The sequence below is a fragment of the Streptomyces sp. NPDC018610 genome (assembly GCF_044391765.1).
Taxonomy (GTDB): Bacteria; Actinomycetota; Actinomycetes; order Streptomycetales; family Streptomycetaceae; genus Streptomyces.
Genome location: NZ_JBISAL010000003.1, coordinates 418,828 through 441,928, shown reverse-complemented (window position 1 = coordinate 441,928; position 23,101 = coordinate 418,828). Strand labels below are relative to the sequence as shown.

The 23,101-nt window shown below is 70.0% G+C and carries 19 protein-coding genes; 10 read left to right on the top strand and 9 right to left on the bottom strand.

All coding sequences use genetic code 11. From position 1 onward, the window contains the following. Positions 1 to 226 precede the first annotated feature (226 nt). From ACH5A8_RS11390 to trxA, 7 genes are all read left to right on the top strand, one after another. On the top strand, positions 227 to 2,671 hold the full coding sequence (locus ACH5A8_RS11390) for a DUF6049 family protein (protein ID WP_399000473.1): 2,445 nt from the start codon (positions 227 to 229) through the stop codon (positions 2,669 to 2,671). 45 nt (positions 2,672 to 2,716) lie between these two features. After that, entirely contained in the window at positions 2,717 to 5,113 is a 2,397-nt protein-coding gene (gene murJ, locus ACH5A8_RS11385) for a murein biosynthesis integral membrane protein MurJ (RefSeq protein ID WP_399000471.1), read from the top strand. A 118-nt stretch (positions 5,114 to 5,231) separates the two neighbouring features. After that, positions 5,232 to 6,953, top strand: coding sequence for a protein kinase family protein (locus tag ACH5A8_RS11380; RefSeq protein ID WP_399000470.1), 1,722 nt, complete (start codon positions 5,232 to 5,234; stop codon positions 6,951 to 6,953). 27 nt (positions 6,954 to 6,980) lie between these two features. Then, positions 6,981 to 7,706, top strand: a complete 726-nt coding sequence (gene sigM, locus ACH5A8_RS11375) for an RNA polymerase sigma factor SigM (RefSeq protein WP_399000468.1) — start codon at positions 6,981 to 6,983, stop codon at positions 7,704 to 7,706. Beyond that, positions 7,703 to 8,578 carry an anti-sigma factor family protein gene (locus tag ACH5A8_RS11370; RefSeq protein WP_399000466.1) on the top strand — a complete coding sequence of 292 codons (876 nt, stop codon included), beginning with the start codon at positions 7,703 to 7,705 and terminating at the stop codon, positions 8,576 to 8,578. The genes sigM and ACH5A8_RS11370 overlap by 4 nt, the downstream gene beginning before the upstream one ends. A 171-nt stretch (positions 8,579 to 8,749) precedes the next feature. Then, positions 8,750 to 9,721: a thioredoxin-disulfide reductase gene (gene trxB / locus ACH5A8_RS11365; protein ID WP_399000464.1), complete on the top strand. Its 972-nt coding sequence runs from the start codon at positions 8,750 to 8,752 to the stop codon at positions 9,719 to 9,721. 45 nt (positions 9,722 to 9,766) lie between these two features. Then, a complete protein-coding gene (trxA, locus tag ACH5A8_RS11360) occupies positions 9,767 to 10,099 on the top strand; it encodes a thioredoxin (protein ID WP_399000462.1) in 333 nt (110 codons plus the stop codon). A gap of 124 nt (positions 10,100 to 10,223) precedes the next feature. On the opposite strand, the gene ACH5A8_RS11355 is transcribed toward trxA, so the two are convergent. The 9 genes from ACH5A8_RS11355 to rpmH form a co-directional block, all read right to left on the bottom strand. After that, positions 10,224 to 10,841 (bottom strand): GNAT family N-acetyltransferase, encoded by a 618-nt coding sequence (locus ACH5A8_RS11355; RefSeq protein WP_399000670.1) that lies wholly within the window; start codon positions 10,839 to 10,841, stop codon positions 10,224 to 10,226. A gap of 206 nt (positions 10,842 to 11,047) precedes the next feature. Further along, positions 11,048 to 12,166, bottom strand: coding sequence for a ParB/RepB/Spo0J family partition protein (locus tag ACH5A8_RS11350; protein WP_399000460.1), 1,119 nt, complete (start codon positions 12,164 to 12,166; stop codon positions 11,048 to 11,050). Beyond that, a complete protein-coding gene (locus ACH5A8_RS11345; RefSeq protein ID WP_399000668.1) occupies positions 12,163 to 13,236 on the bottom strand; it encodes an AAA family ATPase in 1,074 nt (357 codons plus the stop codon). The genes ACH5A8_RS11350 and ACH5A8_RS11345 overlap by 4 nt, the downstream gene beginning before the upstream one ends. A gap of 360 nt (positions 13,237 to 13,596) precedes the next feature. Next, positions 13,597 to 14,313, bottom strand: a complete 717-nt coding sequence (rsmG, locus tag ACH5A8_RS11340) for a 16S rRNA (guanine(527)-N(7))-methyltransferase RsmG (protein ID WP_399000458.1) — start codon at positions 14,311 to 14,313, stop codon at positions 13,597 to 13,599. Between the two features lie 116 nt (positions 14,314 to 14,429). Continuing rightward, on the bottom strand, positions 14,430 to 14,942 hold the full coding sequence (locus ACH5A8_RS11335; RefSeq protein WP_396318717.1) for a protein jag: 513 nt from the start codon (positions 14,940 to 14,942) through the stop codon (positions 14,430 to 14,432). 15 nt (positions 14,943 to 14,957) lie between these two features. Next, positions 14,958 to 16,247 (bottom strand): membrane protein insertase YidC, encoded by a 1,290-nt coding sequence (gene yidC / locus ACH5A8_RS11330; RefSeq protein WP_396318718.1) that lies wholly within the window; start codon positions 16,245 to 16,247, stop codon positions 14,958 to 14,960. A gap of 3 nt (positions 16,248 to 16,250) precedes the next feature. Then, positions 16,251 to 16,604: a membrane protein insertion efficiency factor YidD gene (gene yidD, locus ACH5A8_RS11325; protein ID WP_399000455.1), complete on the bottom strand. Its 354-nt coding sequence runs from the start codon at positions 16,602 to 16,604 to the stop codon at positions 16,251 to 16,253. Next, on the bottom strand, positions 16,601 to 16,972 hold the full coding sequence (rnpA, locus tag ACH5A8_RS11320; protein WP_399000453.1) for a ribonuclease P protein component: 372 nt from the start codon (positions 16,970 to 16,972) through the stop codon (positions 16,601 to 16,603). Before rnpA ends, yidD begins: the two co-directional genes overlap by 4 nt. A 21-nt stretch (positions 16,973 to 16,993) precedes the next feature. Then, complete coding sequence (gene rpmH / locus ACH5A8_RS11315) at positions 16,994 to 17,131, bottom strand: 50S ribosomal protein L34 (protein WP_003956500.1); 138 nt, start codon at positions 17,129 to 17,131, stop codon at positions 16,994 to 16,996. A gap of 367 nt (positions 17,132 to 17,498) precedes the next feature. Here rpmH and dnaA point away from each other — a divergent pair, with 367 nt between their 5' ends. The 3 genes from dnaA to gnd all read left to right on the top strand — a co-directional run bounded on the left by dnaA (position 17,499) and on the right by gnd (position 23,053). Then, positions 17,499 to 19,550 (top strand): chromosomal replication initiator protein DnaA, encoded by a 2,052-nt coding sequence (gene dnaA / locus ACH5A8_RS11310; protein WP_399000451.1) that lies wholly within the window; start codon positions 17,499 to 17,501, stop codon positions 19,548 to 19,550. A gap of 1,286 nt (positions 19,551 to 20,836) precedes the next feature. Beyond that, entirely contained in the window at positions 20,837 to 21,967 is a 1,131-nt protein-coding gene (gene dnaN, locus ACH5A8_RS11305) for a DNA polymerase III subunit beta (protein WP_399000449.1), read from the top strand. Between the two features lie 210 nt (positions 21,968 to 22,177). Further along, positions 22,178 to 23,053 carry a phosphogluconate dehydrogenase (NAD(+)-dependent, decarboxylating) gene (gnd, locus tag ACH5A8_RS11300; protein WP_399000447.1) on the top strand — a complete coding sequence of 292 codons (876 nt, stop codon included), beginning with the start codon at positions 22,178 to 22,180 and terminating at the stop codon, positions 23,051 to 23,053. Positions 23,054 to 23,101 lie beyond the last annotated feature (48 nt).

Sequence of the window (23,101 nt, the reverse complement as noted above, 5' to 3'; positions counted from 1 at the left end):
TCGCCGGGCACCCGCACGGACGGCGGCGACGGCGCTCGGCGACCGCACAAACGGGACCTGCGTGACACAACGAACACAATCGCCGGATACCTCTACATACAGGCGGCTCCCTCCCTGCCGCCGATCTTGAGGCCGCCTCCGCGGCACTTCCCCTCCGCGCGTCTCGTTACCATGCGTGGACGTACATTCCGACGACCACTGACGACGACGAGGGACGGGCGAGCGCGTGGCCGAGGCGGCAGACTTCCAGGGGACCGGTCCCTCACCTGCCCGCCGCCTGCTGCGGCGTGCCTGGGCGGTGCTCGCCGCGGCGCCGCTGATGGCCGGCCTGGTCCAGCTGCCCGCCGCACCGGCCGCGCACGCCCTGGGCCAGGACGCCCTCCGGGCGGCGGCCTCCGGCTCGCGCACGGTGGCCGTGTCCCTCGACTCCCTCACCCCCGACGCCCCCTCGGACGGGGACACGCTGACCGTCTCGGGCACGGTGACCAACAACGGCAAGCAGACGGTCACCGACGCCCACGTGGGTCTGCGGGTGGGCCAGGAGGTGGAGACCCGCTCCACCATCGACGACATCGCCCGGCGCACCGACTTCGACCCGGGCGCCGACGGCCCGGAGATCGACGGCAAGTACGCGCAGAAGTTCAGCCGGCTCGCTCCCGGCGTCGCCCAGCACTTCAGCATCTCCGTGCCGGTCGGCAAGCTGAACCTCGGCCCGGACGGCGTCTACGAGCTCTCCGTCTCGCTGTCCGGCCAGACCTCGGCCGAGCCGTGGGAGCAGGTACTGGGCATCCAGCACACGTTCCTGCCCTGGCAGCCCGACGAGGCGGACACCAAGACGCGGACGACCTATCTGTGGCCGCTCGTCTCCACCGTGCACATGACGGCCGAGACGGGGCCCGGAACCCAGCAGATCCCGGTCTTCCTCAACGACGACCTCGCCAAGGACCTGGCCCCCGGCGGCCGTCTGGAGCGGATGCTCTCCCTGGGCAAGGACCTCGACGTCACCTGGGTGATCGACCCCGACCTGCTGGCGTCCGTCGACGCGATGACCCGCAGCTACCGCATCCGGACGAGCGGCGACACCGATCCCGTCGCCGGCACCCACCAGGCGGTGGCCAAGCAGTGGCTCGCCGAACTGCAGCAGGCCGTGACGGGCAAAGAGGTCGTGGCGCTGCCCTTCGCCGACCCCGACCTCGCCTCCCTCGCCCACAACGGCACGAGCGTCACCGGCTCGCTGAGCCAGCTCAAGGACGCCACCGACGTCGCCTCCAGCACGGTGGAGACGGTGCTCCACGTGAAGCCGGACACGGATTTCGCCTGGCCGGTGGACGGCGCCGTCGACCCGTCCATCGTCCGGGTCGCCACCTCGGCGGGCGCCGACAAGGTCATCGCGCGCAGTGACAGCCTCGAGGAGCCCGACGGCCTGACCTACACGCCCTCGGCCGCCCGCCCGATCGGCGGAGGCACCACGGCGGTCGTCGCCGACGCACGGCTGTCGACGGCGTTCCAGGGCGACATGACACGGGCCGGCACGAGCACCCTCGCCGTTCAGCGGTTCCTCGCCCAGAGCCTGGAGATCAACGGCCAGACCGGCAAGCAGCGCAGCATCGTCGTGGCACCGCAGCGCATGCCCAGCGCGAGTCAGGCCCAGGCCATGGCACAGGCGCTGACCGCCCTCCAGCAGAGCACCTGGTCCCAGTCGCAGGGACTGGGCGCGACCGCCAAGGCCAAGCCGGACCCCAGCGCCACGACACGGGTCCCGTCGGCCTCGGACTACCCCTCCTCGCTGCGCAAGCGGCAGCTCGGCCGCACGGCGTTCGCGGAGATCGCCAGGACACAGGACAAGGTCGACAACTTCAAGGTCGTGCTCACCGACGAGTCGCGGGTCGTCACACCGTTCGGGCGGGCCATGAACCGGGAGATGTCCACGTCGTGGCGCGGCCGGCGCAGCGCGGCGTCCGGTTTCCGGGACGGCGTGGAGGCGTACCTGGACGACATCTCCGAGCAGGTCAAACTGATCGACAAGTCGGAGACCAAACTGTCCGGCCGCAGCGCCACGATCCCCGTCACCGTGCAGAACAACCTGGTGCAGGGCGTCGACCACCTGGTGCTGCGCCTCACCTCGACCAACCCCACCCGACTCAAGATCGGCGGACGGGCCTACTCGGAGCAGCGGGTCACCGTCTCGGGCGGGCACAGCCAGTCGGTGAAGTTCACCACGTCGGCCAACGCCAACGGCCCGGTGTCGGTGATCGCCCAGCTGTACACGCAGGACGGCCGGACGTACGGTGCCCCCGTCGTCTTCGACGTGAAGGTCACCGAGATCACCGCCACGGTGATGCTCGTCATCGGCGGCGGCGTCCTGCTCCTCGTCCTCGCCGGCTTCCGCATGTACACCCAGCGCAAGCGCGCCGCGGCCAGGGAGGAAGCGGAGACCGCCGAGGAAGCCGACGCGGCGGAGGACGACCCGGAGGACTCCGGGGAGGCCGCCGAAGGCGCGGACCGGCCGGACGATGAGCCGGAGAACCCCGAGGGCACCTCCGAGCGTCCCAAGCAAGAACCGGGCGCCCGGCCCCGGGCGAAAGGCCCGGAGCAGCCGAGTGACCCGACACCGGACACCGCAGCGGAAAACGCCGACCCGTCCGGCACGGGTGAGAAAGTGGACCGTTGAGGATGTCGTGGCCCGGAGGGCCCGGGACGATGAGGTGGGGTAACCATGAACGCGCCGTACGACGGTGACCGCGGCCAGGCCGTGGGCAGCTCGGGGCACCCCGACGCCCCGCCGCCCGAGCACGGCCAGGTGCCACCGCAGCACCCGGCGGACATGTACCTCCAGGACGCCTACGCCGAGGACCCCTACCGGGCGCAGGACCTCACCGCTCAGGACCCGGTCGGCGAGGCGCTGTACGACCGTGCCGCGCACCCCCCGCCGCCCCCGGGCGCCTACGGGCCCCAGCAGCCTCTGTACGGGAACCCGCCGCAGTCGCCGTACGCCCCCGACCCGCGCGTGTGGGCCCAGACCCCGCCGCCCGAACCGTCGGGCGGCGCCTCCCAGCACCTGCCCTACGGCGAGGACCCCCGCACCACGCAGTTCGTCGGTGTCGACGACCTGGTCAGCCACTCCGGCGAGGAGCAGCACGAGCCGGACGCCTTCGCCCACCTCTTCCGCGACCAGCAGCAGGGCGGTTACCAGGGCCCGCGCCACGGTGACGTCCAGAACCCCGGGCAGGGCTACCAGAACCTCCAGCAGGGCTACCAGGACCCCCGCGCGGGCGGCTACCAGGCGGCCGGCCAGTACGGCTACCAGGCTCAGCGGCAGGAGACGAGCGCGTACCCGCCCATGGGGGTGCCCGCCAACCCCGGTCCGGGTCCGGTCCCCGGCGTCGGCCAGGGCCCCGCCGGTCCCTACGCGCCCGCTCCGGTCGACGCCACCGTCCAGGCGCCCGTCGCCGCGCCCGCCGAGGCCGCACCCGCCAAGAAGGGCGGAAAGGCGTCCGGCCTGCTGAAGTCGAGCGCCGTGATGGCGGCCGGCACGCTGGTCTCCCGCCTCACCGGCTTCGTCCGGTCCGCGCTGATCGCCTCGGCCCTCGGTATCGGCGTGCTCGGCGACACCTTCCAGGTGGCCTACCAGCTGCCGACGATGATCTACATTCTCACCGTCGGCGGCGGCCTCAACTCCGTCTTCGTGCCCCAGCTCGTACGCAGCATGAAGGAGGACGACGACGGGGGCGAGGCGTACGCCAACCGGCTCCTGACCCTCGTCATGGTCGCGCTCGGCGCACTGACCGCGCTCGCGATCCTCGCCGCCCCCCTCCTGATCCGTCTGCTGTCCGACTCGGTCGCCAGCGACCCGGCGTCCAACCAGGTCGGCATCACCTTCGTCCGCTACTTCCTGCCCTCGATCTTCTTCATGGGCATCCACGTGGTCATGGGGCAGGTCCTCAACGCCCGCGGCAAGTTCGGCGCGATGATGTGGACCCCGGTCCTGAACAACATCGTCATCATCGTGACGCTCGGCATGTTCATCTGGGTGTACGGCACTTCGGCCGACTCCGGCATGAAGGTCGCGAACATCCCGCCGGAGGGCCAGCGGCTGCTGGGCATCGGCGTGCTGCTCGGTCTGGTGGTCCAGGCCCTGGCGATGATCCCCTACCTGCGCGAGACCGGTTTCCGGCTGCGGCTGCGCTTCGACTGGCGCGGCCACGGTCTCGGCAAGGCCGCGACCCTCGCCAAGTGGACGGTCCTGTTCGTCCTGGCCAACCAGGCGGGCGCGCTCGTCGTCTCCCAGCTGTCCACCGCCGCCGGCAAGCACTCCGACGTCGGCGGCACCGGCTTCTCCGCCTACGCCAACGCCCAGCTGATCTGGGGCCTGCCGCAGGCCATCATCACCGTGTCCCTGATGGCCGCGCTGCTCCCGCGGATCTCCCGCTCGGCGTCCGAGGGCGACGGCGGCGCCGTCCGCGAGGACATCTCCCAGGGCCTGCGCACCACGGCCGTCGCCATCGTGCCGGTCGCCTTCGGCTTCGTCTCGCTCGGCATCCCGATGTGCACGCTGATCTTCGGCTCCTCGGGCACCGGCGACGCCACGAACATGGGTTACATGCTGATGGCCTTCGGCCTCGGCCTGATCCCGTACTCCGTGCAGTACGTCGTCCTGCGCGCCTTCTACGCCTACGAGGACACCCGGACTCCCTTCTACAACACGGTCATCGTGGCCGCCGTCAACGCCGGTGCCTCGGTCCTGTGTTACGTCCTGCTGCCGGCCCGCTGGTCCGTGATCGGCATGTCCGCCGCCTACGGCCTCGCCTACGCCATCGGTGTCGGCGTCGCCTGGAACCGGCTGCGCAAGCGGCTCGGCGGTGACCTCGACGGCTCCCACGTGCTGCGCACCTACGCGCGGTTGTGCATCGCGTCCGTACCGGCCGCCCTCGTCAGCGGGGCCGCCTGCTACGGCGTCGGCCATGTGCTGGGCCAGGGTGTCGTGGGCTCGTTCGCCGCGCTGGTGGCCGGTGGCATCCTGCTCTTCGGCATCTTCTTCGTCGCCGCCCGCCGCATGCGGATCGAGGAGCTCAACTCGCTCGTGGGAATGGTCCGCGGGCGGCTGGGGCGTTGAGGCGGGGGTAGGCGCACAACCATCGGCCGCGGCTGTGTGTCGTGCATAGCAGCGGACTGTGGGCACAATTGGTTTCGGCGTCGGACAACGCGCGATGGATGGGGAGGCAGGAGCGACGGTGGCGGAACGGAGCACGGCTGCCGTCGACGTGGCAGACAACAGCGGTGACGAGCCGCTGACCGCCGAGGCGGACCAGTCCACGGCCGACGGGGTGGCCCAGAACCAGGAGCGGGACACGGACATCGACGAGGGGCAGGGGAACGGCGGGACCGAGCGTCCTGGAACGAGGACCTCACCGCCTGAACTGCACAGCGGTCACAAACTGGCCGGACGCTACCGCCTGGAGGAGTGCGTCACCCGTCTGGACGGGTTCAGCAGCTGGCGGGCGGTGGACGAGAAGCTTCGCCGCGCCGTCGGCGTGCACATCCTGCCCGCGTTCCACTCACGCGCCCGTTCCGTGCTGGCCGCGGCACGCTCCTCCGCCCTGCTCGGCGACCCCCGCTTCGTCCAGGTCCTCGACGCCGTCGAGGAGAACGACCTCGTCTACGTCGTCCACGAATGGCTCCCCGACGCCACCGAACTGACGACCCTGCTCTCGGCCGGGCCCCTGGAGCCGCACGACGCCTACCAGTTGGTCAGCCAGGTCGCCTCCGCCATGGCCACGGCGCACCGCGAGGGCCTCGCCCATCTGCGCCTGAACCCCAACGCCGTGCTGCGCGCCTCCACCGGCCAGTGGCGCATCCGCGGCCTCGCCGTGAACGCCGCGCTGCGCGGCATCAGCTCCGACACCCCCCAGCGCACCGACACCGAGGCGATCGGCGCCCTGCTGTACGCGGCGCTCACCCAGCGCTGGCCCTACGACAACGACGCCTACGGCCTGTCCGGCCTCCCCAAGGACCTCGGTCTCATCGCCCCGGACCAGGTGCGCGCCGGCGTCCACCGCGGCCTGTCCGAACTCGCCATGCGCGCCCTCGTCAACGACGGCGCCACCGCCTCCCGCCACGAGTCGCCGTGCACCACTCCCGAGGAGCTGGTGAAGGCGATCGGCGAGATGCCGCGGGTCCGTCCGCCGGAGCCCGTGTTCGCCGCGCCGCCGGAGTACCAGGGCACGTCGTACCAGCAGGGCACCTACGGGCGCCCGGCGCCGCATCCCGGCATCACCCAGCCGGTCCCCGCGCCGCCGCCCCCGTTGCAGAGCCGTACCGGCAAGGCCCTGAAGTGGGCCGTCTCGGCCCTCCTCATCGCCGCCCTCGGCCTCGGCAGCTGGCAGCTCGCGGACGCCCTGCTGGACCAGGGCGGCAAGTCCGACAAGGACACCCAGACGCAGACCCAGGACGGCAACGACAAGAAGGACAAGCTGCCGAAGCCTGCCGTGCCGCTCAAGGTCCAGGGCGCCCAGGAGTACGTCGCCAGCGGTGACGCCCAGGCCCCGGAGGACGTCGGCAACACCTACGACGACAACACGTCGACGTACTGGCGGACCAGGCGCTACAACGCCGGTCCCCGCCTGGCTCCCTACAAGCCGGGCGTGGGCATCGTCTACGACCTCGGCTCAGCCAGGACGCTCGACACGGCGTCCATAGGGCTGCGTTACGCCGGCGACCACACCACGGTCCACCTGTACGCCACGGACTCCTTGTCCCCCTCGACTGGTGTCGACGGGATGAAGGAGATCGGAACCGCCACCACCACCGGGACCTCTCTCACGGTGAAGGCGTCGAAGGCCGCGAAGACGCGGTACGTCCTGCTGTGGATCACGGACGTGCCCTTGGCGCCCGGCGACGGTTACAGCGGATCCGGGTACAAGCAGGCCATCACCGACGTGAAGTTCACGGGCTGACACCTCGGACCAGGGGGAGGGGGCCCGATGGCGGACGGCACCGCCTACGGCGACGCGAGCGACCAGGACCTCCTGTCCCGTCATGTGGAAGGCGATCCCGACGCCTTCGGCGAGCTCGTACGGCGCCACCGCGACCGCCTCTGGGCGGTCGCCCTGCGCACGCTGGGGGACCGCGAGGAGGCCGCCGACGCCGTCCAGGACGCCTTCGTCTCCGCCTACCGGGCCGCCCACACCTTCCGCGGCCGGTCGGCCGTCACGACCTGGCTGCACCGGATCACGGTGAACGCCTGCCTGGACCGGGTCCGCAAGGCGGCCACGCGGAAGACGTCACCGGTGGACGACACCGAGCGGCTGGAACAGCTGCTGGAACCGCATGAGTCGGCCTCCGCGCCCGCCGAACGGAACGACGTGCAGCGGCAGCTCGTCGAGGCGCTCGGCACCCTGCCGCCCGACCAGCGGGCCGCCCTGGTGCTCGTGGACATGCAGGGATATCCCGTCGCCGAGGCCGCCCGCATCCTCGACGTGCCGACCGGCACGGTGAAGAGCCGCTGTGCCCGGGGCAGAGCCAGACTCCTCCCGCTGCTCACCCACCTGCGGCCGGAGAACGCCGGCGTCGGAAACGAGTCCGGCGTGGGACGGAACCGGGCGCAGGGGACATCCGTCCCACCGGCGGCACGTCCCGAGAGCCCGGGCTCGAAGGATCCCGGGCCAAGTGATCCAGCGGCTGCGAAGGGCGGAGGTGGGCGAACGTGACATCCACGACGGATACGGCAGGACACCCGGACGTCACGGAGATCTCCGACCTCACCGAAGGCCTGCTCACACCCTCCCGGGCCGACGACCTGCACCGGCATCTGGACGAGTGCGAGTCGTGTGCCGAGGTCCACGCCTCGCTCGAGGAGATCAGGACTCTGCTCGGCACCTTGCACGGGCCGCAGGAGATGCCCGGCGACATCGCTGACCGGATCGACGCCGCCCTGGCCGCCGAGGCCGATGCGCCGGACGCAGACGACGAGGGTTCCGCTCCCCGTGTTTCACGTGAAACATCGATCGCCGACCGTCCCGCGGGCCGCGCCCGCCCTTCCAGCACCGGCCCCGGCCGTAAGGCCCGCACCCGCCACGGCCGCCGCAGGATCGCCGTCCTGGGAACCGCCTTCACCGTGGCCGCCCTCGGTGTCGTCTCAGCGGTGCTGGTGTCCCTGCACGACGACAAGGGACCCGGCACCTCGGCTCACGGCCGGTCGAGCACCGCCGTGGACACCTTCGCCGGACAAGCCCTGGACAAGCAGGTCTCCGGACTCCTCAGTGCGTCCCCGCACACACCGGGCCCCGCCCGTCCCCCGCACAGCTTCGGCGTCGACTCCGGCACGGACTCCGACAGGCCGAACACCCTCAAGAGCGAGCCCATCTCGGTCCCCCCGTGCGTCCGGCAGGGCATCAACAGCACCGGATCCCCCCTCGGGGCCAAGCCCGGCACGTACGACGGCAAGGACGCCTATCTCGTCCTCCTGCCCGTCCCTGGTGACAGCACCCGGGTCACGGCCTACGTCGTCGAGGCGACCTGTGTGGACCATCCTTCAATCGCGGCCAAGGTGCTCCTGAACCGCTCCTACCCACGCCCCTGAGCCCACGGGCGGTTGGTCCCCGCCCTGCGCGGTATCCCGTACGGTGGGGGGCCTCCGTGTGCCCTGGCACACCGGGAATGCGCGCCCCTTAGGATCCGTTGGGTGGGGTGAGAGCAGCGAGGAAGGCTCCCACCGGCCGTAGGACACAGTCCAGAGACGAGGAATCAAGCCGTGAGCGACGTCCGTAACGTGATCATCATCGGCTCCGGGCCCGCCGGCTACACGGCGGCGCTCTACACCGCGCGTGCCTCGCTGAAGCCGCTGGTGTTCGAGGGCGCCGTCACCGCGGGCGGTGCGCTGATGAACACCACCGAGGTGGAGAACTTCCCGGGCTTCCGCGACGGCATCATGGGTCCCGACCTCATGGACAACATGCGCGCCCAGGCCGAGCGCTTCGGTGCCGAGCTGGTGCCGGACGACATCGTCTCGGTCGACCTGTCCGGTGAGATCAAGACCGTCACGGACACCTCGGGCACGGTGCACCAGGCGAGGGCCGTGATCGTCACCACCGGCTCGCAGCACCGCAAGCTGGGCCTGCCGAACGAGGACGCCCTCTCCGGCCGCGGCGTGTCGTGGTGTGCCACGTGTGACGGCTTCTTCTTCAGGGACCAGGACATCGCCGTGATCGGTGGCGGCGACACCGCGATGGAGGAGGCCACCTTCCTCTCCCGCTTCGCCAAGTCCGTGACGATCGTCCACCGCCGGGACACCCTGCGTGCCTCCAAGGCCATGCAGGAGCGCGCCTTCGCCGACCCGAAGATCAAGTTCGTCTGGGACAGCGAGGTCGCCGAGATCCAGGGCGAGCAGAAGCTGAGCGGCCTGAAGCTGCGCAACCTCAAGACGAGCGAGCTCTCGGACCTGCCCGTGACGGGTCTGTTCATCGCGATCGGCCACGACCCGCGGACGGAACTGTTCAAGGGCCAGCTGGACCTGGACGAGGAGGGCTACCTGAAGGTCGAGTCCCCCTCCACCCGCACCAACCTGGCGGGTGTCTTCGGCGCCGGTGACGTCGTCGACCACACCTACCGCCAGGCCATCACCGCGGCCGGCACCGGCTGCTCCGCCGCTCTCGACGCCGAGCGCTTCCTCGCCGCTCTCGCGGACAACGAGCAGAAGGCGGAGCCCGAGAAGAGCACCGTCTGACACCCCCACCCACCCCACCGCACCGAACGAGTTAAGGAGCCCGCCGTGGCCGGCACCCTGAAGAACGTGACCGACTCCTCCTTCGACGAGGACGTCCTCAAGAGCGAGAAGCCCGTCCTGGTGGACTTCTGGGCCGCCTGGTGCGGTCCGTGCCGCCAGATCGCTCCCTCCCTGGAGGCGATCGCCGCCGAGTACGGCGACAAGATCGAGGTCGTCAAGCTCAACATCGACGAGAACCCGGCCACGGCGGCCAAGTACGGCGTCATGTCGATCCCGACGCTGAACGTCTACCAGAACGGCGAGGTCGCCAAGACCATCGTCGGTGCGAAGCCGAAGGCCGCGATCGTCCGCGACCTCGGGGACTTCATCGCCGAGTGACACGGTAGGCCGTCGGGCAGACGGCGCATGTTTCACGTGAAACACGAATGGGCCAACCCTTCCGGGTTGGCCCATTCGGTTTGCCGGGGAGTTCACCCCGCCGGGATGCCGACAGCGGTCGTGTCTACAGCGGCCGGAGCGCCGGTTCCTTCTGCACCGCGCCCAGGAGCCGGTCGAGCGCCATCTCCACGTCTTCCTTCCAGGACAGCGTCGAGCGCAGCTCCAGCCGCAGCCGCGGGTGCCTGGGATGGTGCCGAACGGTCTTGAAGCCCACCGCCAGCAGATGGTCCGCCGGCAGCATGCAGGAGGGCTCCTTCCAGCGGGCGTCCCCGAAGGCCTCGATGGCCTTGAAGCCCCGCCGCAACAGGTCCTTGGCGACCGTCTGGACCATCACACGGCCCAGTCCCTGTCCTTGGTGGCCCGGCATGATGAAGGCGGTCATCAACTGCACCGCGTCGGGGGACACGGGGCTGGTGGGAAACGCCGTGGACCGGGGGACATAGGCGGGGGGAGCGTAGAGCACGAAGCCCACTGGAACGTCGTCGACATAGACGACCCGGCCGCAGGAGCCCCAGTCCAGCAGAACGGCGGAGATCCACGCTTCCTTCTCCGAAGCGGCCCTGTCCCCCTTCTGGGCGGCCTCGCCGCTGACGGGGTCCAGCTCCCAGAAGACACACCCGCGGCAGCGCTGGGGGAGGTCCTGGAGATTGTCCAGTGTGAGCGGCAGCAGCCGACGACCCATGATCCTCGCTTCCTGCACCTGCAGCGTCACGAGCGGCTGTGAATCAGGAACGCCGCCAGGTGAATGTGCCATGCCCGATCGATCGTATCCGCGGCGAGTTGCCGTCAACACCGACGGAGAGCAAAGAGCGGGCCGTGTTCCGGTCGACACCGGTCACGGCCCGCCCTACCGAGCGAAGGGTGCGCAAGCCCCGTTCTCAGACGGCCTCAGGCGTCCGCCTCCGCCTCTTCCAGACCGCCGTCCAGAAGGCTCTTTTGCAGCACCGGACCCTCGCCCGGCGCGAGGGAGCCGAGGATGCGCTCCAGGTCCTCCATGGACGCGAACTCGACGGTGATCTTGCCCTTCTTCTGCCCCAGGTCGACCTTCACCCGGGTCTCGAAACGGTCGGACAGACGGGTGGCGAGGTCCGACAGGGCCGGGGAGACCCGGCCGCCGGCCCGCGGCCCCTTCGAGCGCTGAGCCGCCTTCGGCCGGGACCCCATCAGGGTCACGATCTCCTCGACGGCCCGCACCGAGAGCCCCTCGGCCACGATCCGGTGAGCCAGGCGGTCCTGCTCCTCCGAGTCCTCGACCGACAGCAGCGCGCGTGCGTGTCCGGCGGACAGTACCCCGGCGGCGACCCGGCGCTGCACCGCCGGCGAGAGCTTCAGCAGACGCAGCGTGTTGGAGACCTGCGGTCGGGAGCGGCCGATGCGGTCCGCCAGCTGGTCGTGGGTGCAGCTGAAGTCCTTCAGCAGCTGGTCGTAGGCCGCCGCCTCTTCCAGCGGATTCAGCTGGGCCCGGTGGAGGTTCTCCAGCAGAGCGTCCAGGAGGAGCTTCTCGTCGTCCGTGGCCCGCACGATCGCCGGGATCGCTTCCAGGCCGGCCTCACGGCAGGCCCGCCAGCGACGCTCGCCCATGATCAGCTCATAGCGCTCCTGGCCGAGCTGCCGCACGACGACGGGCTGGAGGAGACCGACCTCCTTGATCGAGGTGATCAGCTCGGCCAGCGCGTCCTCGTCGAAGACCTCACGGGGCTGCCGCGGGTTCGGAGTGATGGAGTCGAGGGGCAGCTCGGCGAAGTGCGCGCCCATCGGAGGCGCGGGATGCTCCGCCACCGGGCTCGGCGACGGCTCCTCTGTTTCACGTGAAACAGGCGGCAGCGCGGCCACTCGCGCGGCGGCCACCCCCCGGTCGGTCCGTTCCGCGGTCAGCACCGGCACGGCTGTAGGGGAGGTGGAAGCAGCGCTCCCCACGCTCGCCTGGGCCGGCGGCTTCTCTCCGGTCGGGGCAGCAGGGATCAGCGCGCCGAGGCCACGGCCCAACCCCCTCCGTCGCTCGCTCACTGAACGCCCTCCACCATGCTCGCGTCGCTCTGGGCACCGATGTGAGCGTGGGTGGCGTCATAGCTGACTCCCACGCCCCTCAGCGCGATTTCTCGTGCCGCCTCAAGGTATGAGAGGGCACCGCTCGATCCTGGATCGTAGGTCAGCACCGTCTGGCCGTAACTGGGAGCCTCGGAGATACGGACGGACCGGGGGATGCTCGTCCTCAGCACCTCATCACCGAAGTGGGTGCGCACTTCCTCCGCGACCTGGGAGGCAAGACGTGTCCGACCGTCGTACATCGTGAGCAGGATGGTCGAGACATGCAGCGTGGGGTTCAGGTGCCCACGCACCAGGTCGACGTTGCGCAGCAGCTGGCCCAGGCCCTCCAGCGCGTAGTACTCGCACTGGATGGGGATGAGGACCTCTTCACCGGCGACCAGTGCGTTGACAGTCAGCAGGCCGAGCGAGGGCGGGCAGTCGATGAGGATGTAGTCCAACGGCTGTTCGTACGCCTGGATCGCCCGCTGCAGCCGGCTCTCCCGGGCCACCAGGGACACCAGCTCGATCTCCGCACCGGCGAGATCGATCGTGGCGGGGGCACAGAAGAGGCCTTCGACATCAACGACCGGCTGGACGACCTCGGCCAGCGGCTTGCTCTCCACCAGCACGTCGTAGATGGAGGGAACCTCGGCGTGATGGTCGATGCCCAGTGCGGTGGAGGCGTTGCCCTGCGGGTCGAGGTCGATCACCAGGACACGGCCGCCGTGCAGGGCCAGGGAAGCGGCGAGGTTGACCGTCGTCGTGGTCTTGCCCACGCCACCCTTCTGGTTGGCGACCACGATGATGCGGGTCTGTTCGGGCCGTGGCAGACCATCGCCGGTACGGCCCAGAGCCTCGACCGCCTGTTGGGCGGCACGACCGATGGGAGTGTCGTCCAACGGGGGCGGTGTTTCACGTGAAACATGCTCCCCCATGGACTCGGTACGGGGACCGGGGACCGGATCGGTCATCGGTCCCGCGATGTTGGCGTCGGACCGCAAGGATTCACTCTCCTCGACTTCAGGCTCGCAATGAACAGAGCCTCCCATGCCTTCGGGGTCGCGAACCAGTGAGGCCTGGCGTTCTGTGGAGAAATCCACCTCTGTGGACAACTCCGGTACCTCTCCGAGTGAACCGAGAGGCCTGGGGTCGCGCGGTTGGGCCGCGGCGCGGCCACGGTTGATGATGCCGTGCAGCAGAGAACGACGTTTCACGTGAAACACGATGCACAGCAGCGGTGGCCGAACTCTCGCGACACTCCGTCAGTGCAGGGCGGGGCAGCTTGTGTGGAGTACGCCGGCCGCCGGGCCGAACCACCCGTGCGGCCTGCGGAGCAGGTGCCGAACGGACCAGCGCCGACGGACACGTGCCGGGGGCTCGGTCACCCAGAGGGGTCTCCCCCGAACGGGCTACCGGCGTCGACGTGTACGTCCTGTCCGCGCGGCCTTCGCCCGCTTGGCCGCGAAACGCACTCCGCCGGGGCTCTCCCCGACCTCGACACGCACCACGGTGGACGGCGGATCCACGACGCCCTCACCCACGTGCAGGATGGAGGTCTCCACCGCGCCCAGCTTGGTCAGAGCGGTGGCAGCGCTCTTCAGCTCTTCCTCGGCCGTGTCCCCCTTGAGGGCGAGCATCTCGCCGTAGGGGCGCAGCAGCGGGATGCCCCAGGTGGCCAGCCGGTCCAGCGGCGCGACCGCACGGGCGGTCACCACATGGACGGGTGTGACCTTGCCCATGACCTCCTCGGCACGTCCCCGGACAACGGTGACGTGATCGAGTCCCAGGAGCTCGACGACCTCGGTCAGGAAGTTGGTGCGCCGCAGCAGCGGCTCCAGCAGCGTGATCTTCAGGTCCTCGCGGACCAGCGCCAGCGGGATGCCCGGCAGGCCCGCGCCGGAACCGACGTCGCACACGGTCACCCCCTCGGGCACCACTTCGGAGAGCACCGCGCAGTTCAGCAGGTGCCGCTCCCACAGGCGCGGTACCTCACGCGGACCGATGAGACCTCGCTGCACTCCGGCCTCGGCCAGCAGCTCGGCGTACCGGACCGCATCCGAGAAGCGATCGCCGAATACGTCACGTGCCTGCTCGGGCGCAGGGGGGAGCTCCGCTGCCTCCGTCACGGGGACCGTCCTTCCGTACCGCATCAGCGCCACCGGCGCCGATCACCAGAACCAACAGGCTGACAAAGTTCGGCCCCGTCTGCGCAACAGACGGGGCCGGTGAAACGTAAGACCGATCAGGCGGGAAGTACGACGACGAAGCGCTGCGGCTCCTCGCCCTCGGACTCGCTGCGCAGGCCGGCGGCCTTGACCGCGTCGTGCACGACCTTGCGCTCGAAGGGGCTCATCGGCTTCAGCTTCACGGACTCGCCGCTGCTCTTGACCTCGGCCGCGGCCTTCGCGCCCAGCTCGGACAGCTCGGCCCGCTTCTGGGCGCGGTAGCCACCGATGTCCAGCATCAGGCGGCTGCGGTCGCCGGTCTCCCGGTGCACGGCCAGGCGCGTCAGCTCCTGCAGCGCCTCCAGCACCTCGCCGTCCCGTCCGACCAGCTTCTGCAGGTCCCGGCTTCCGGCGTCGCTGATGATCGAGACAGAGGCGCGGTCGGCCTCGACGTCCATGTCGATGTCGCCGTCGAGGTCGGCGATGTCCAGCAGACCCTCGAGGTAGTCCGCCGCGATCTCGCCCTCCTGCTCCAGGCGGGTCAGGGCGTCTGCGCCCTCGACAGCGGCGGAGGTGGTGCCTTCCGTCACGGGATGGGCTCCTTCTTACTTCTTGGACGGGGACTTGGGCCGCTGCGGACCCTTGCGCTGACCGGACTGGGCCTTGCTCCGGCCGTTGCCGGGCTTGGAGGCGGCCTTGCCGGCGGCGTCGGACGGGGTGTCCTGCGGCTCGGTGGACTTGGTCAGCGACGTGGTCGGCTCGGCCTCGTCGGCCCCGGCGGCCTTCGGGCCGCCGGACTGGCGCTGGGCCTTGGTCTGCCGCTTGGGCTGCTGACGCCGCTGCGCGGCGGCGGCCGCGGTGGTGGTGGTCGTCGTGCCGTCCTCGGCCTGGATGGTCACGGTGCTGTCGCTCTTCACCACGGTGCCGTCGGGCTGGGCCGTCAGGCCGGCCTTGGTCAGCCCGTTGATGAACTTGCGCTCGAACTCGTTGCGGTCGCGCCCCTTGGCGACGATCGCCTTGACGATGGCCTTCTCGCCGCGGCTGCGGGTCTTGCCGTGGTGCGTGACGTGCTTGAGCAGGCGCTCCAGGTAGGAGGCCTGGGCCTTGGAGCCCGGCGTCGGGTTGTTGTGGATCACGTACATCTGCTGGCCCATGGTCCACACGTTGGTGGTCAGCCAGTAGACGAGGACACCGACCGGGAAGCGGATGCCGAAGAAGGCGAACATGATGGGGAAGACGTACATCAGCATCTTCTGCTGCTGCATGAACGGCGTCTTCACCGTGGTGTCGACGTTCTTCGTCATCAGCTGGCGCTGCGTGTAGAACTGCGACGCCGACATCAGGACGATCATGATTGCCGTGACGACCCGGACGTCGGTCAGCGAGGCGCCGAGCTTCTGCACCGTGTCGGCGCTGTCCAGGAACTTCGCGGCCAGCGGGGCGCCGAAGATGTGCGCCTGCCGGGCGCTGGCGAGCAGCGAGTCGTTGATGTAGCCGATCTTGGTGCCCGAGGCGATGCCGTTGAGCACGTGGTACAGGGCGAAGAAGAACGGGGACTGCGCCAGGATGGGAAGACACGAGGAGAGCGGGTTGGTGCCCGCCTCCTTGTAGAGCTTCATCATCTCTTCGGACTGACGCTGCTTGTCCGTCTTGTAACGCTCCTGGATCTTCTTCATCTCGGGCTGCAGGGTCTGCATGGCCCGGGTGGCCTTGATCTGCTTCACGAAGAGCGGGATCAGGCAGATACGGATCAGGATCACCAGGGACACGATGGACAGGCCCCAGGCCCACCCGCTGTCAGGTCCGAAGATCGCCCCGTACACCCGGTGGAACTGGACGATGACCCAGGAGACGGGCCAGGTGATGAAACTGAAGAGGCTGGCAATCGTGTCCACTAATCATGCTCCTTGGGCATGGGGCGAGGTCTCTGCGGCCGGGCTCGGCGGCATACTCCCGTCGGTGGCCGGTTCGGCGGCGGAGGTCCCGCCCCTGCGCGCACGCCAGGCGTCGCGCAGCATTTCGTGCCACCGCGGACGCTTGCGCGGCGGGACGTGGTCCACACCGCCCAGCGACCACGGATTGCACCGCAGGATGCGCCAGGCGGTGAGTGCCGTGCCCTTGATCGCACCATGCCGGTCGATGGCCGTGTAGCCGTAGTGGGAACACGACGGGTAGTACTTGCACACCGGCCCCAGCAGCGGACTGATCGTCCACTGGTACAGCTTGATCAGGGCCAGCAGCGGGTACTTCATCGTGGGCCCCCTCCCAGCAGTCGTTGAAGGGCGGCATCCAGGTCTCGGGCCAACTGTGCGTGGTCGGCGTCACCCGAGCCGGGCAGCGCTCGTACGACTACCAGGCTACCGGGGGGCAGAAGGGTGACCCGGTCGCGCATCAAGTGACGAAGTCTGCGCTTCACCGTGTTGCGCACGACCGCGCCGCCTACCGCTTTGCTCACGACGAAACCCGCACGTGTCGGGGGAGCGCTCTCCCCTGGCGCGTGCGGGTCCGTGGCACCGCTACGAAGGTGGACGACGAGGAGCGGGCGTCCGGCCCGGCGCCCTCGTCGTACCGCGGTCGCGAAGTCCTCGCGCCGCCTCAGCCGGTTCTCGGTAGGCAGCACGATGTCATGACCTGATCGGGATCAGGCGGACAGACGGGCGCGACCCTTGCTACGGCGGGACGCGAGAATCGCGCGGCCGGCACGGGTGCGCATACGCAGCCGGAAGCCGTGGGTCTTCGCGCGACGACGGTTGTTCGGCTGGAAGGTGCGCTTGCTCACTCGGGGGCTCCAGAAAGACTCGGTAGGTGGCGGGGTGCCGTCCTGGCTGTCACCGTGCGCCCACGATTAGCTCGCGGTCACACCCGGGTGCACCGCTTTCCGATCACCTGGACGCGATCTGTGCCCTTCGGAGGCAGGCGGCAGCAGCCATCGACAACTCGACCTGGTTACGGTACGCGCGGCTGAGCCGTCCGGTCAAACCGGCTGCCCACGAGGGACACTGTCCACAGCCTGGGGACAACAACTTGAACCGTACCGGCCGCGCTGACTACCGTGGCTGGTCTCCCATTCGTTCCCTTGTCCCCCGTTTACATCCCGACCCGTCCCGAACCACACGTTCGTGGGACCCCGTGAGAGAGCGTGCCCTGTGGCTGACGTACCTGCCGATCTTGCCGCAGTGTGGCCACGCGTACTCGAGCATCTCCTCGGCGAGGGGCGCGGGCAGGGGGTCGAGACGAAGGACGAACACTGGATCCGCCGCTGCCAGCCGCTCGCGCTGGTCGCCGACACGGCGCTGCTCGCCGTGCCGAACGAGTTCGCGAAGAACGTGCTGGAAGGGCGTCTGGCCCCGATCGTCAGCGAGACCCTGAGCCGTGAGTGCGGCCGGCCGATCCGCATCGCGATCACCGTCGACAGCTCGGTCGGCGAGTCCCAGCCACCCGCACCGCAGGCGCCCGCGCCGCGTTACGAGGAGCAGGAACTGCCCGGCGGCCAGGGTGGTTACGAGGGCTACGGCCGCCGCCGGCCCGACCACCGCGGCGAGGACCACCGCGCGGGCCGCGGCGACCAGCGCCAGGGCGGCTCCGGCGACCAGATGCCGCCGCGCACCGGCCCCCAGCCGGCCGAGGGCGCCGACCAGCTCCCGACGGCCCGCCCTGCCTACCCCTCGGAGTACGCCGACTACCAGCGTCCCGAGCCCGGCGCCTGGCCGCGCCCGGCCCAGGACGACTACGGCTGGCAGCAGCAGCGGCTCGGCTTCCCGGAGCGGGACCCGTACGCCTCGCCCGCCCAGGAGCCGTACGGCACGCGCGACGGGTACGGCCAGCAGGAGTCCTACGGCCGCCAGGACTCCTACGGCCAGCAGGAGGGATACGGCGGGCAGGACGCGTACGGATCGTCGAAGGACCCCTACGCGCCGCCGCAGGACTACCGGCCGCGACCGGTGGAGCGCTCCTCCTACGACCAGCCGCGCTCCGACTACGACTCCTCCCGCGACGACTACGACCAGCGGGGCTACGACCAGCGCGACTCCGGCCGCCGTGAGCTGCCCGAGCCGCCGGCCGGTCCCGGGCACCGGGGCGGTCCCCCGGGCCCGAACCCGCCGGGCCACGGCACGTCCGGCCCCTCGGGCGGGCCGGCCAAGCCGGCCCCGGGGCCGGGCGAGCCGACCGCGCGGCTGAACCCGAAGTACCTGTTCGACACGTTCGTCATCGGCGCGTCCAACCGTTTCGCGCACGCGGCGGCGGTCGCCGTCGCCGAGGCGCCCGCCAAGGCCTACAACCCCCTGTTCATCTACGGGGAGTCGGGGCTCGGCAAGACGCACCTGCTGCACGCGATCGGGCACTACGCGCGCAGCCTGTACCCGGGCACCCGCGTGCGGTACGTGAGCTCCGAGGAGTTCACCAACGAGTTCATCAACTCCATCCGTGACGGCAAGGGCGACAGCTTCCGCAAGCGCTACCGCGAGATGGACATCCTGCTCGTCGACGACATCCAGTTCCTGGCGGACAAGGAGTCGACGCAGGAGGAGTTCTTCCACACCTTCAACACGCTCCACAACGCCAACAAGCAGATCGTGCTGTCCTCCGACCGGCCGCCCCGGCAGCTGGTGACGCTGGAGGACCGGCTGCGGAACCGGTTCGAGTGGGGGCTGACCACCGACGTCCAGCCGCCCGAGCTGGAGACGCGCATCGCGATCCTGCGCAAGAAGGCGGTCCAGGAGCAGCTGAACGCCCCGCCGGAGGTGCTGGAGTTCATCGCCTCCCGCATCTCGCGCAACATCCGTGAGCTGGAGGGCGCGCTGATCCGGGTGACGGCGTTCGCCTCGCTCAACCGGCAGCCGGTGGACCTGGGCCTGACGGAGATCGTCCTGAAGGACCTCATCCCCGGCGGCGAGGACTCGGCCCCGGAGATCACGGCGACGGCCATCATGGCGGCCACGGCCGACTACTTCGGCCTCACGGTCGAGGACCTGTGCGGCACCTCACGCGGGCGCGCGCTGGTCACGGCCCGGCAGATCGCCATGTACCTCTGCCGTGAGCTGACCGACCTGTCGTTGCCCAAGATCGGCGCCCAGTTCGGCGGACGGGACCACACGACCGTCATGCACGCCGACCGCAAGATCCGTGCGCTGATGGCGGAGCGGCGCTCGATCTACAACCAGGTCACCGAGCTGACCAACCGCATCAAGAACGGCTGACGAACGCCGGGCCGGCCGCAGCCGGCCGGCCCGGCCCGCGAAGGGCGCCCCGGGACTTCCGGGGCGCCCTTCGTCGCACGGCGTCGCGGTGCGCCATCGTCGCACCGCCGCGGCTGGTGGAAGCGGCGGCCAGCGGCGTGGAGCGGGGCTGTCCGGCAGGCAGGGGGCGCGGGCCGAGCGGGCGGGCCTCCCGGCCTCTGGAGCGCGGACCCCGCCCGGCCCGGGCCGTGCCCCCGCCCGGCCGGTGCCATGCTCCTGGCCGTCCCGCGCCGTGTCCCCTCGCCGGACGAGGCCACCACCGAGGCCGCCGAAGCCGCACCGGGAGCCCGCCGATGAGGGTTGAGGGAGGCTGAGGAGGCCAGCTGAGGAGGCTCAAGAAGGCCCGGGGGAAGTCGTAGGGCGTCCGAGAAGGCCCGCGGGGAGGTCGTACGGCGTCCGAAGGCGGGTCCGGCGCCCTCCCGAGGGGGCTTCGACGCCCCTCCGGTTCTTCGATCCGCCCCCGACCGCACACGTCCCGCCCACCCGCTGTTCGATTTCTGGCCGAGGTTACGGCCGCCCTCCACAGATGTGCCGACTTTCTTCCGTCCACATGCTGGGGACCGGTGAGTTGTCCAGATCGCATCCACAGGCTTGGCTGTCGAGAGATGATCAGCCCAGCTCAGCAGCCTGTGGATCCGTGGACGAACGATCTCCACAGGCTGTGGACAAAAGATTGATCCACAGGCTGTGCATGAAGTTGTCCACGGACAACCCACAGGTTGTGGCCCGTTGTCCCCAATGATCGGCCCCTTCTCCACACCCCTGTCCACTGTTCGGCAACCCTCGGTGCCCGGTCACCACGTCGAGTGAAAGCGGTCACACCAAGGTGCCGGATTGGGGTGTGGGAAACCTGGGTAAAACTGGGGACGCAGCTGGGGAGAACTGCCCTCGCCCTGTGGGCGGTGTGTGCAGAACTTTCCGTTCTCCACAGCGAGCCCCGGTTTTCCACCGGCTCCACCCACAGGGCCCGTGGACAAAATCTCCGCTCTGAGCTGGGCAAACGTGGTTATCCACGGTATCCACAGGCCCTACTACTACTCCCGACTAGAGAGAGCGTGGGATTCGTTTCGAAGCGGGTCCTGTGCACAACTCGCCCTTTCGGGCCCGGCTGCCCCTCGGAGCGACTTGACCCCGACAGGCGCCTACTGTCAGTGGCGTGCGTCAGACTGGTCCCCGGTGCTCCGCCCGCCGCAGCGGGTGGTGACCGAGTCGGAGGACTCAGTGGCAACAGCAGGAGGCGGCTTACGGTGAAGATCCGGGTGGAACGCGACGTACTCGCGGAGGCAGTGGCCTGGGCGGCACGCAGCCTCCCGGCCCGTCCGCCGGCGCCTGTTCTCGCCGGCCTGCTGCTGAAGGCCGAGGACGGCCAGCTGAGCCTGTCGAGCTTCGACTACGAGGTCTCCGCGCGGGTGTCGGTGGACGCCGAGGTCGAGGAGGACGGCACGGTCCTGGTCTCCGGCCGCCTGCTCGCCGACATCTCCCGCGCCCTGCCCAACCGCCCGGTGGAGATTTCCACAGACGGTGTACGGGCGACGGTGGTCTGCGGCTCCTCGCGCTTCACGCTCCACACACTGCCTGTGGAGGAGTACCCGGCCCTGCCGCAGATGCCGAACGCGACGGGCACGGTCCCCGGCGAGGTCTTCGCCTCGGCCGTGCAGCAGGTCGCGATCGCCGCCGGCCGCGACGACACACTGCCCGTCCTGACCGGTGTCCGCATCGAGATCGAGGGCGACACCGTGACCCTGGCGTCCACCGACCGCTACCGCTTCGCGGTCCGCGAGTTCCTGTGGAAGCCGGAGAACCCGGACGTCTCCGCGGTCGCCCTGGTGCCCGCCAAGACGCTCCAGGACACCGCCAAGGCGCTGACCAGCGGCGACAGCGTGATCCTGGCGCTGTCCGGGTCCGGTGCCGGTGAGGGCCTGATCGGATTCGAGGGCGCGGGCCGGCGGACGACCACGCGACTGCTCGAAGGCGACCTGCCGAAGTACCGCACGCTGTTCCCGACCGAGTTCAACTCGGTCGCCGTCATCGAGACCGCCCCCTTCGTGGAGGCCGTCAAGCGCGTGGCCCTGGTCGCCGAGCGCAACACCCCGGTGCGCCTCAGCTTCGAGCAGGGCGTGCTCATCCTGGAGGCCGGCTCCAGCGACGACGCACAGGCTGTGGAAAGGGTGGACGCGCAGCTCGACGGCGACGACATCTCCATCGCCTTCAACCCGACGTTCCTGCTGGACGGCCTCAGTGCCATCGACTCCCCGGTGGCCCAGCTGTCCTTCACGACGTCCACCAAGCCGGCCCTGCTCAGCGGCAAGCCCGCGGTGGACGCCGAGGCGGACGACGCCTACAAGTACCTGATCATGCCGGTGCGGCTGAGCGGCTGAGCGGCTGAGACCGTCGGCCGGTGCGGCGGGGCTCTGGTGGCCCGGCTGCCCGGCCCCGGCGATCGAGCCGCTCACAGGGCCGTCCGGTGCGTGGGCATGCGTGTACGCATGAGCGCGTATGCCCACGGATGTGCGCGAGCGTCCGGGTCTAGGCTCGGCCGGGGCACGCGAGTGCCCCCATGCCACGTCGGAAACCTAAGGACACAACTGATGGAGCTCGGTCTCGTCGGCCTCGGCAAGATGGGCGGCAACATGCGCGAGCGCATCCGCCGCGCCGGCCACACCGTCATCGGATACGACCGCAACCCCGACCTCGCGGACGTCCACAGCCTCGAGGAACTCGTGGGCAAGCTGCAGGGCCCCCGCGTGGTCTGGGTGATGGTCCCGGCCGGCGCCCCGACCCAGTCGACCATCGACGCCCTCGCCGAGCTGCTGGAGCCCGGCGACGTGGTCGTGGACGGCGGCAACTCCCGCTGGACGGACGACGAGAAGCACGCCCGCGAGCTGGCCGCCAAGGGCATAGGCTTCGTGGACTGCGGTGTCTCCGGAGGCGTCTGGGGGCTGGAGAACGGGTACGCGCTGATGTACGGCGGAGACGCCGAGAACGTCGCCAGGGTGCAGCCGGTCTTCGACGCGCTGAAGCCGGAGGGCGACTTCGGCTCGGTGCACGCCGGCAAGGTCGGCGCCGGCCACTTCGCCAAGATGGTCCACAACGGCATCGAGTACGCGATGATGCAGGCCTACGCCGAGGGCTGGGAACTCCTGGAGAAGGTCGACTCCGTGGACAACGTCCGCGAGGTCTTCCGGTCCTGGCAGGAGGGCACCGTCATCCGCTCCTGGCTGCTCGACCTCGCCGTCAACGCGCTCGACGAGGACCAGCACCTGGAAGGACTGCGGGGCTTCGCGCAGGACTCCGGCGAGGGCCGCTGGACCGTGGAGGCGGCCATCGACAACGCCGTGCCGCTGCCGGCGATCACGGCCTCGCTGTTCGCGCGGTTCGCCTCCCGCCAGGAGGACTCGCCGCAGATGAAGATGATCGCCGCGCTGCGCAACCAGTTCGGCGGCCACGCGGTGGAGAAGAAGTAGTCCACAGGACCGCACGGCGGTCCACGACGCTGGAGGAGGCCGGCGAAC

Excerpts from the sequence above, each read along its gene's own strand:
- murJ (WP_399000471.1), top strand. The coding sequence starts at position 2,717 with ATGAACGCGCCGTACGACGGTGACCGCGGCCAGGCCGTGGGCAGCTCG.
- sigM (WP_399000468.1), top strand. The coding sequence starts at position 6,981 with ATGGCGGACGGCACCGCCTACGGCGACGCGAGCGACCAGGACCTCCTG.
- ACH5A8_RS11355 (WP_399000670.1), bottom strand. The coding sequence starts at position 10,841 with ATGGGTCGTCGGCTGCTGCCGCTCACACTGGACAATCTCCAGGACCTC.
- ACH5A8_RS11345 (WP_399000668.1), bottom strand. The coding sequence starts at position 13,236 with ATGGGAGGCTCTGTTCATTGCGAGCCTGAAGTCGAGGAGAGTGAATCC.
- yidD (WP_399000455.1), bottom strand. The coding sequence starts at position 16,604 with ATGAAGTACCCGCTGCTGGCCCTGATCAAGCTGTACCAGTGGACGATC.
- gnd (WP_399000447.1), top strand. The coding sequence starts at position 22,178 with ATGGAGCTCGGTCTCGTCGGCCTCGGCAAGATGGGCGGCAACATGCGC.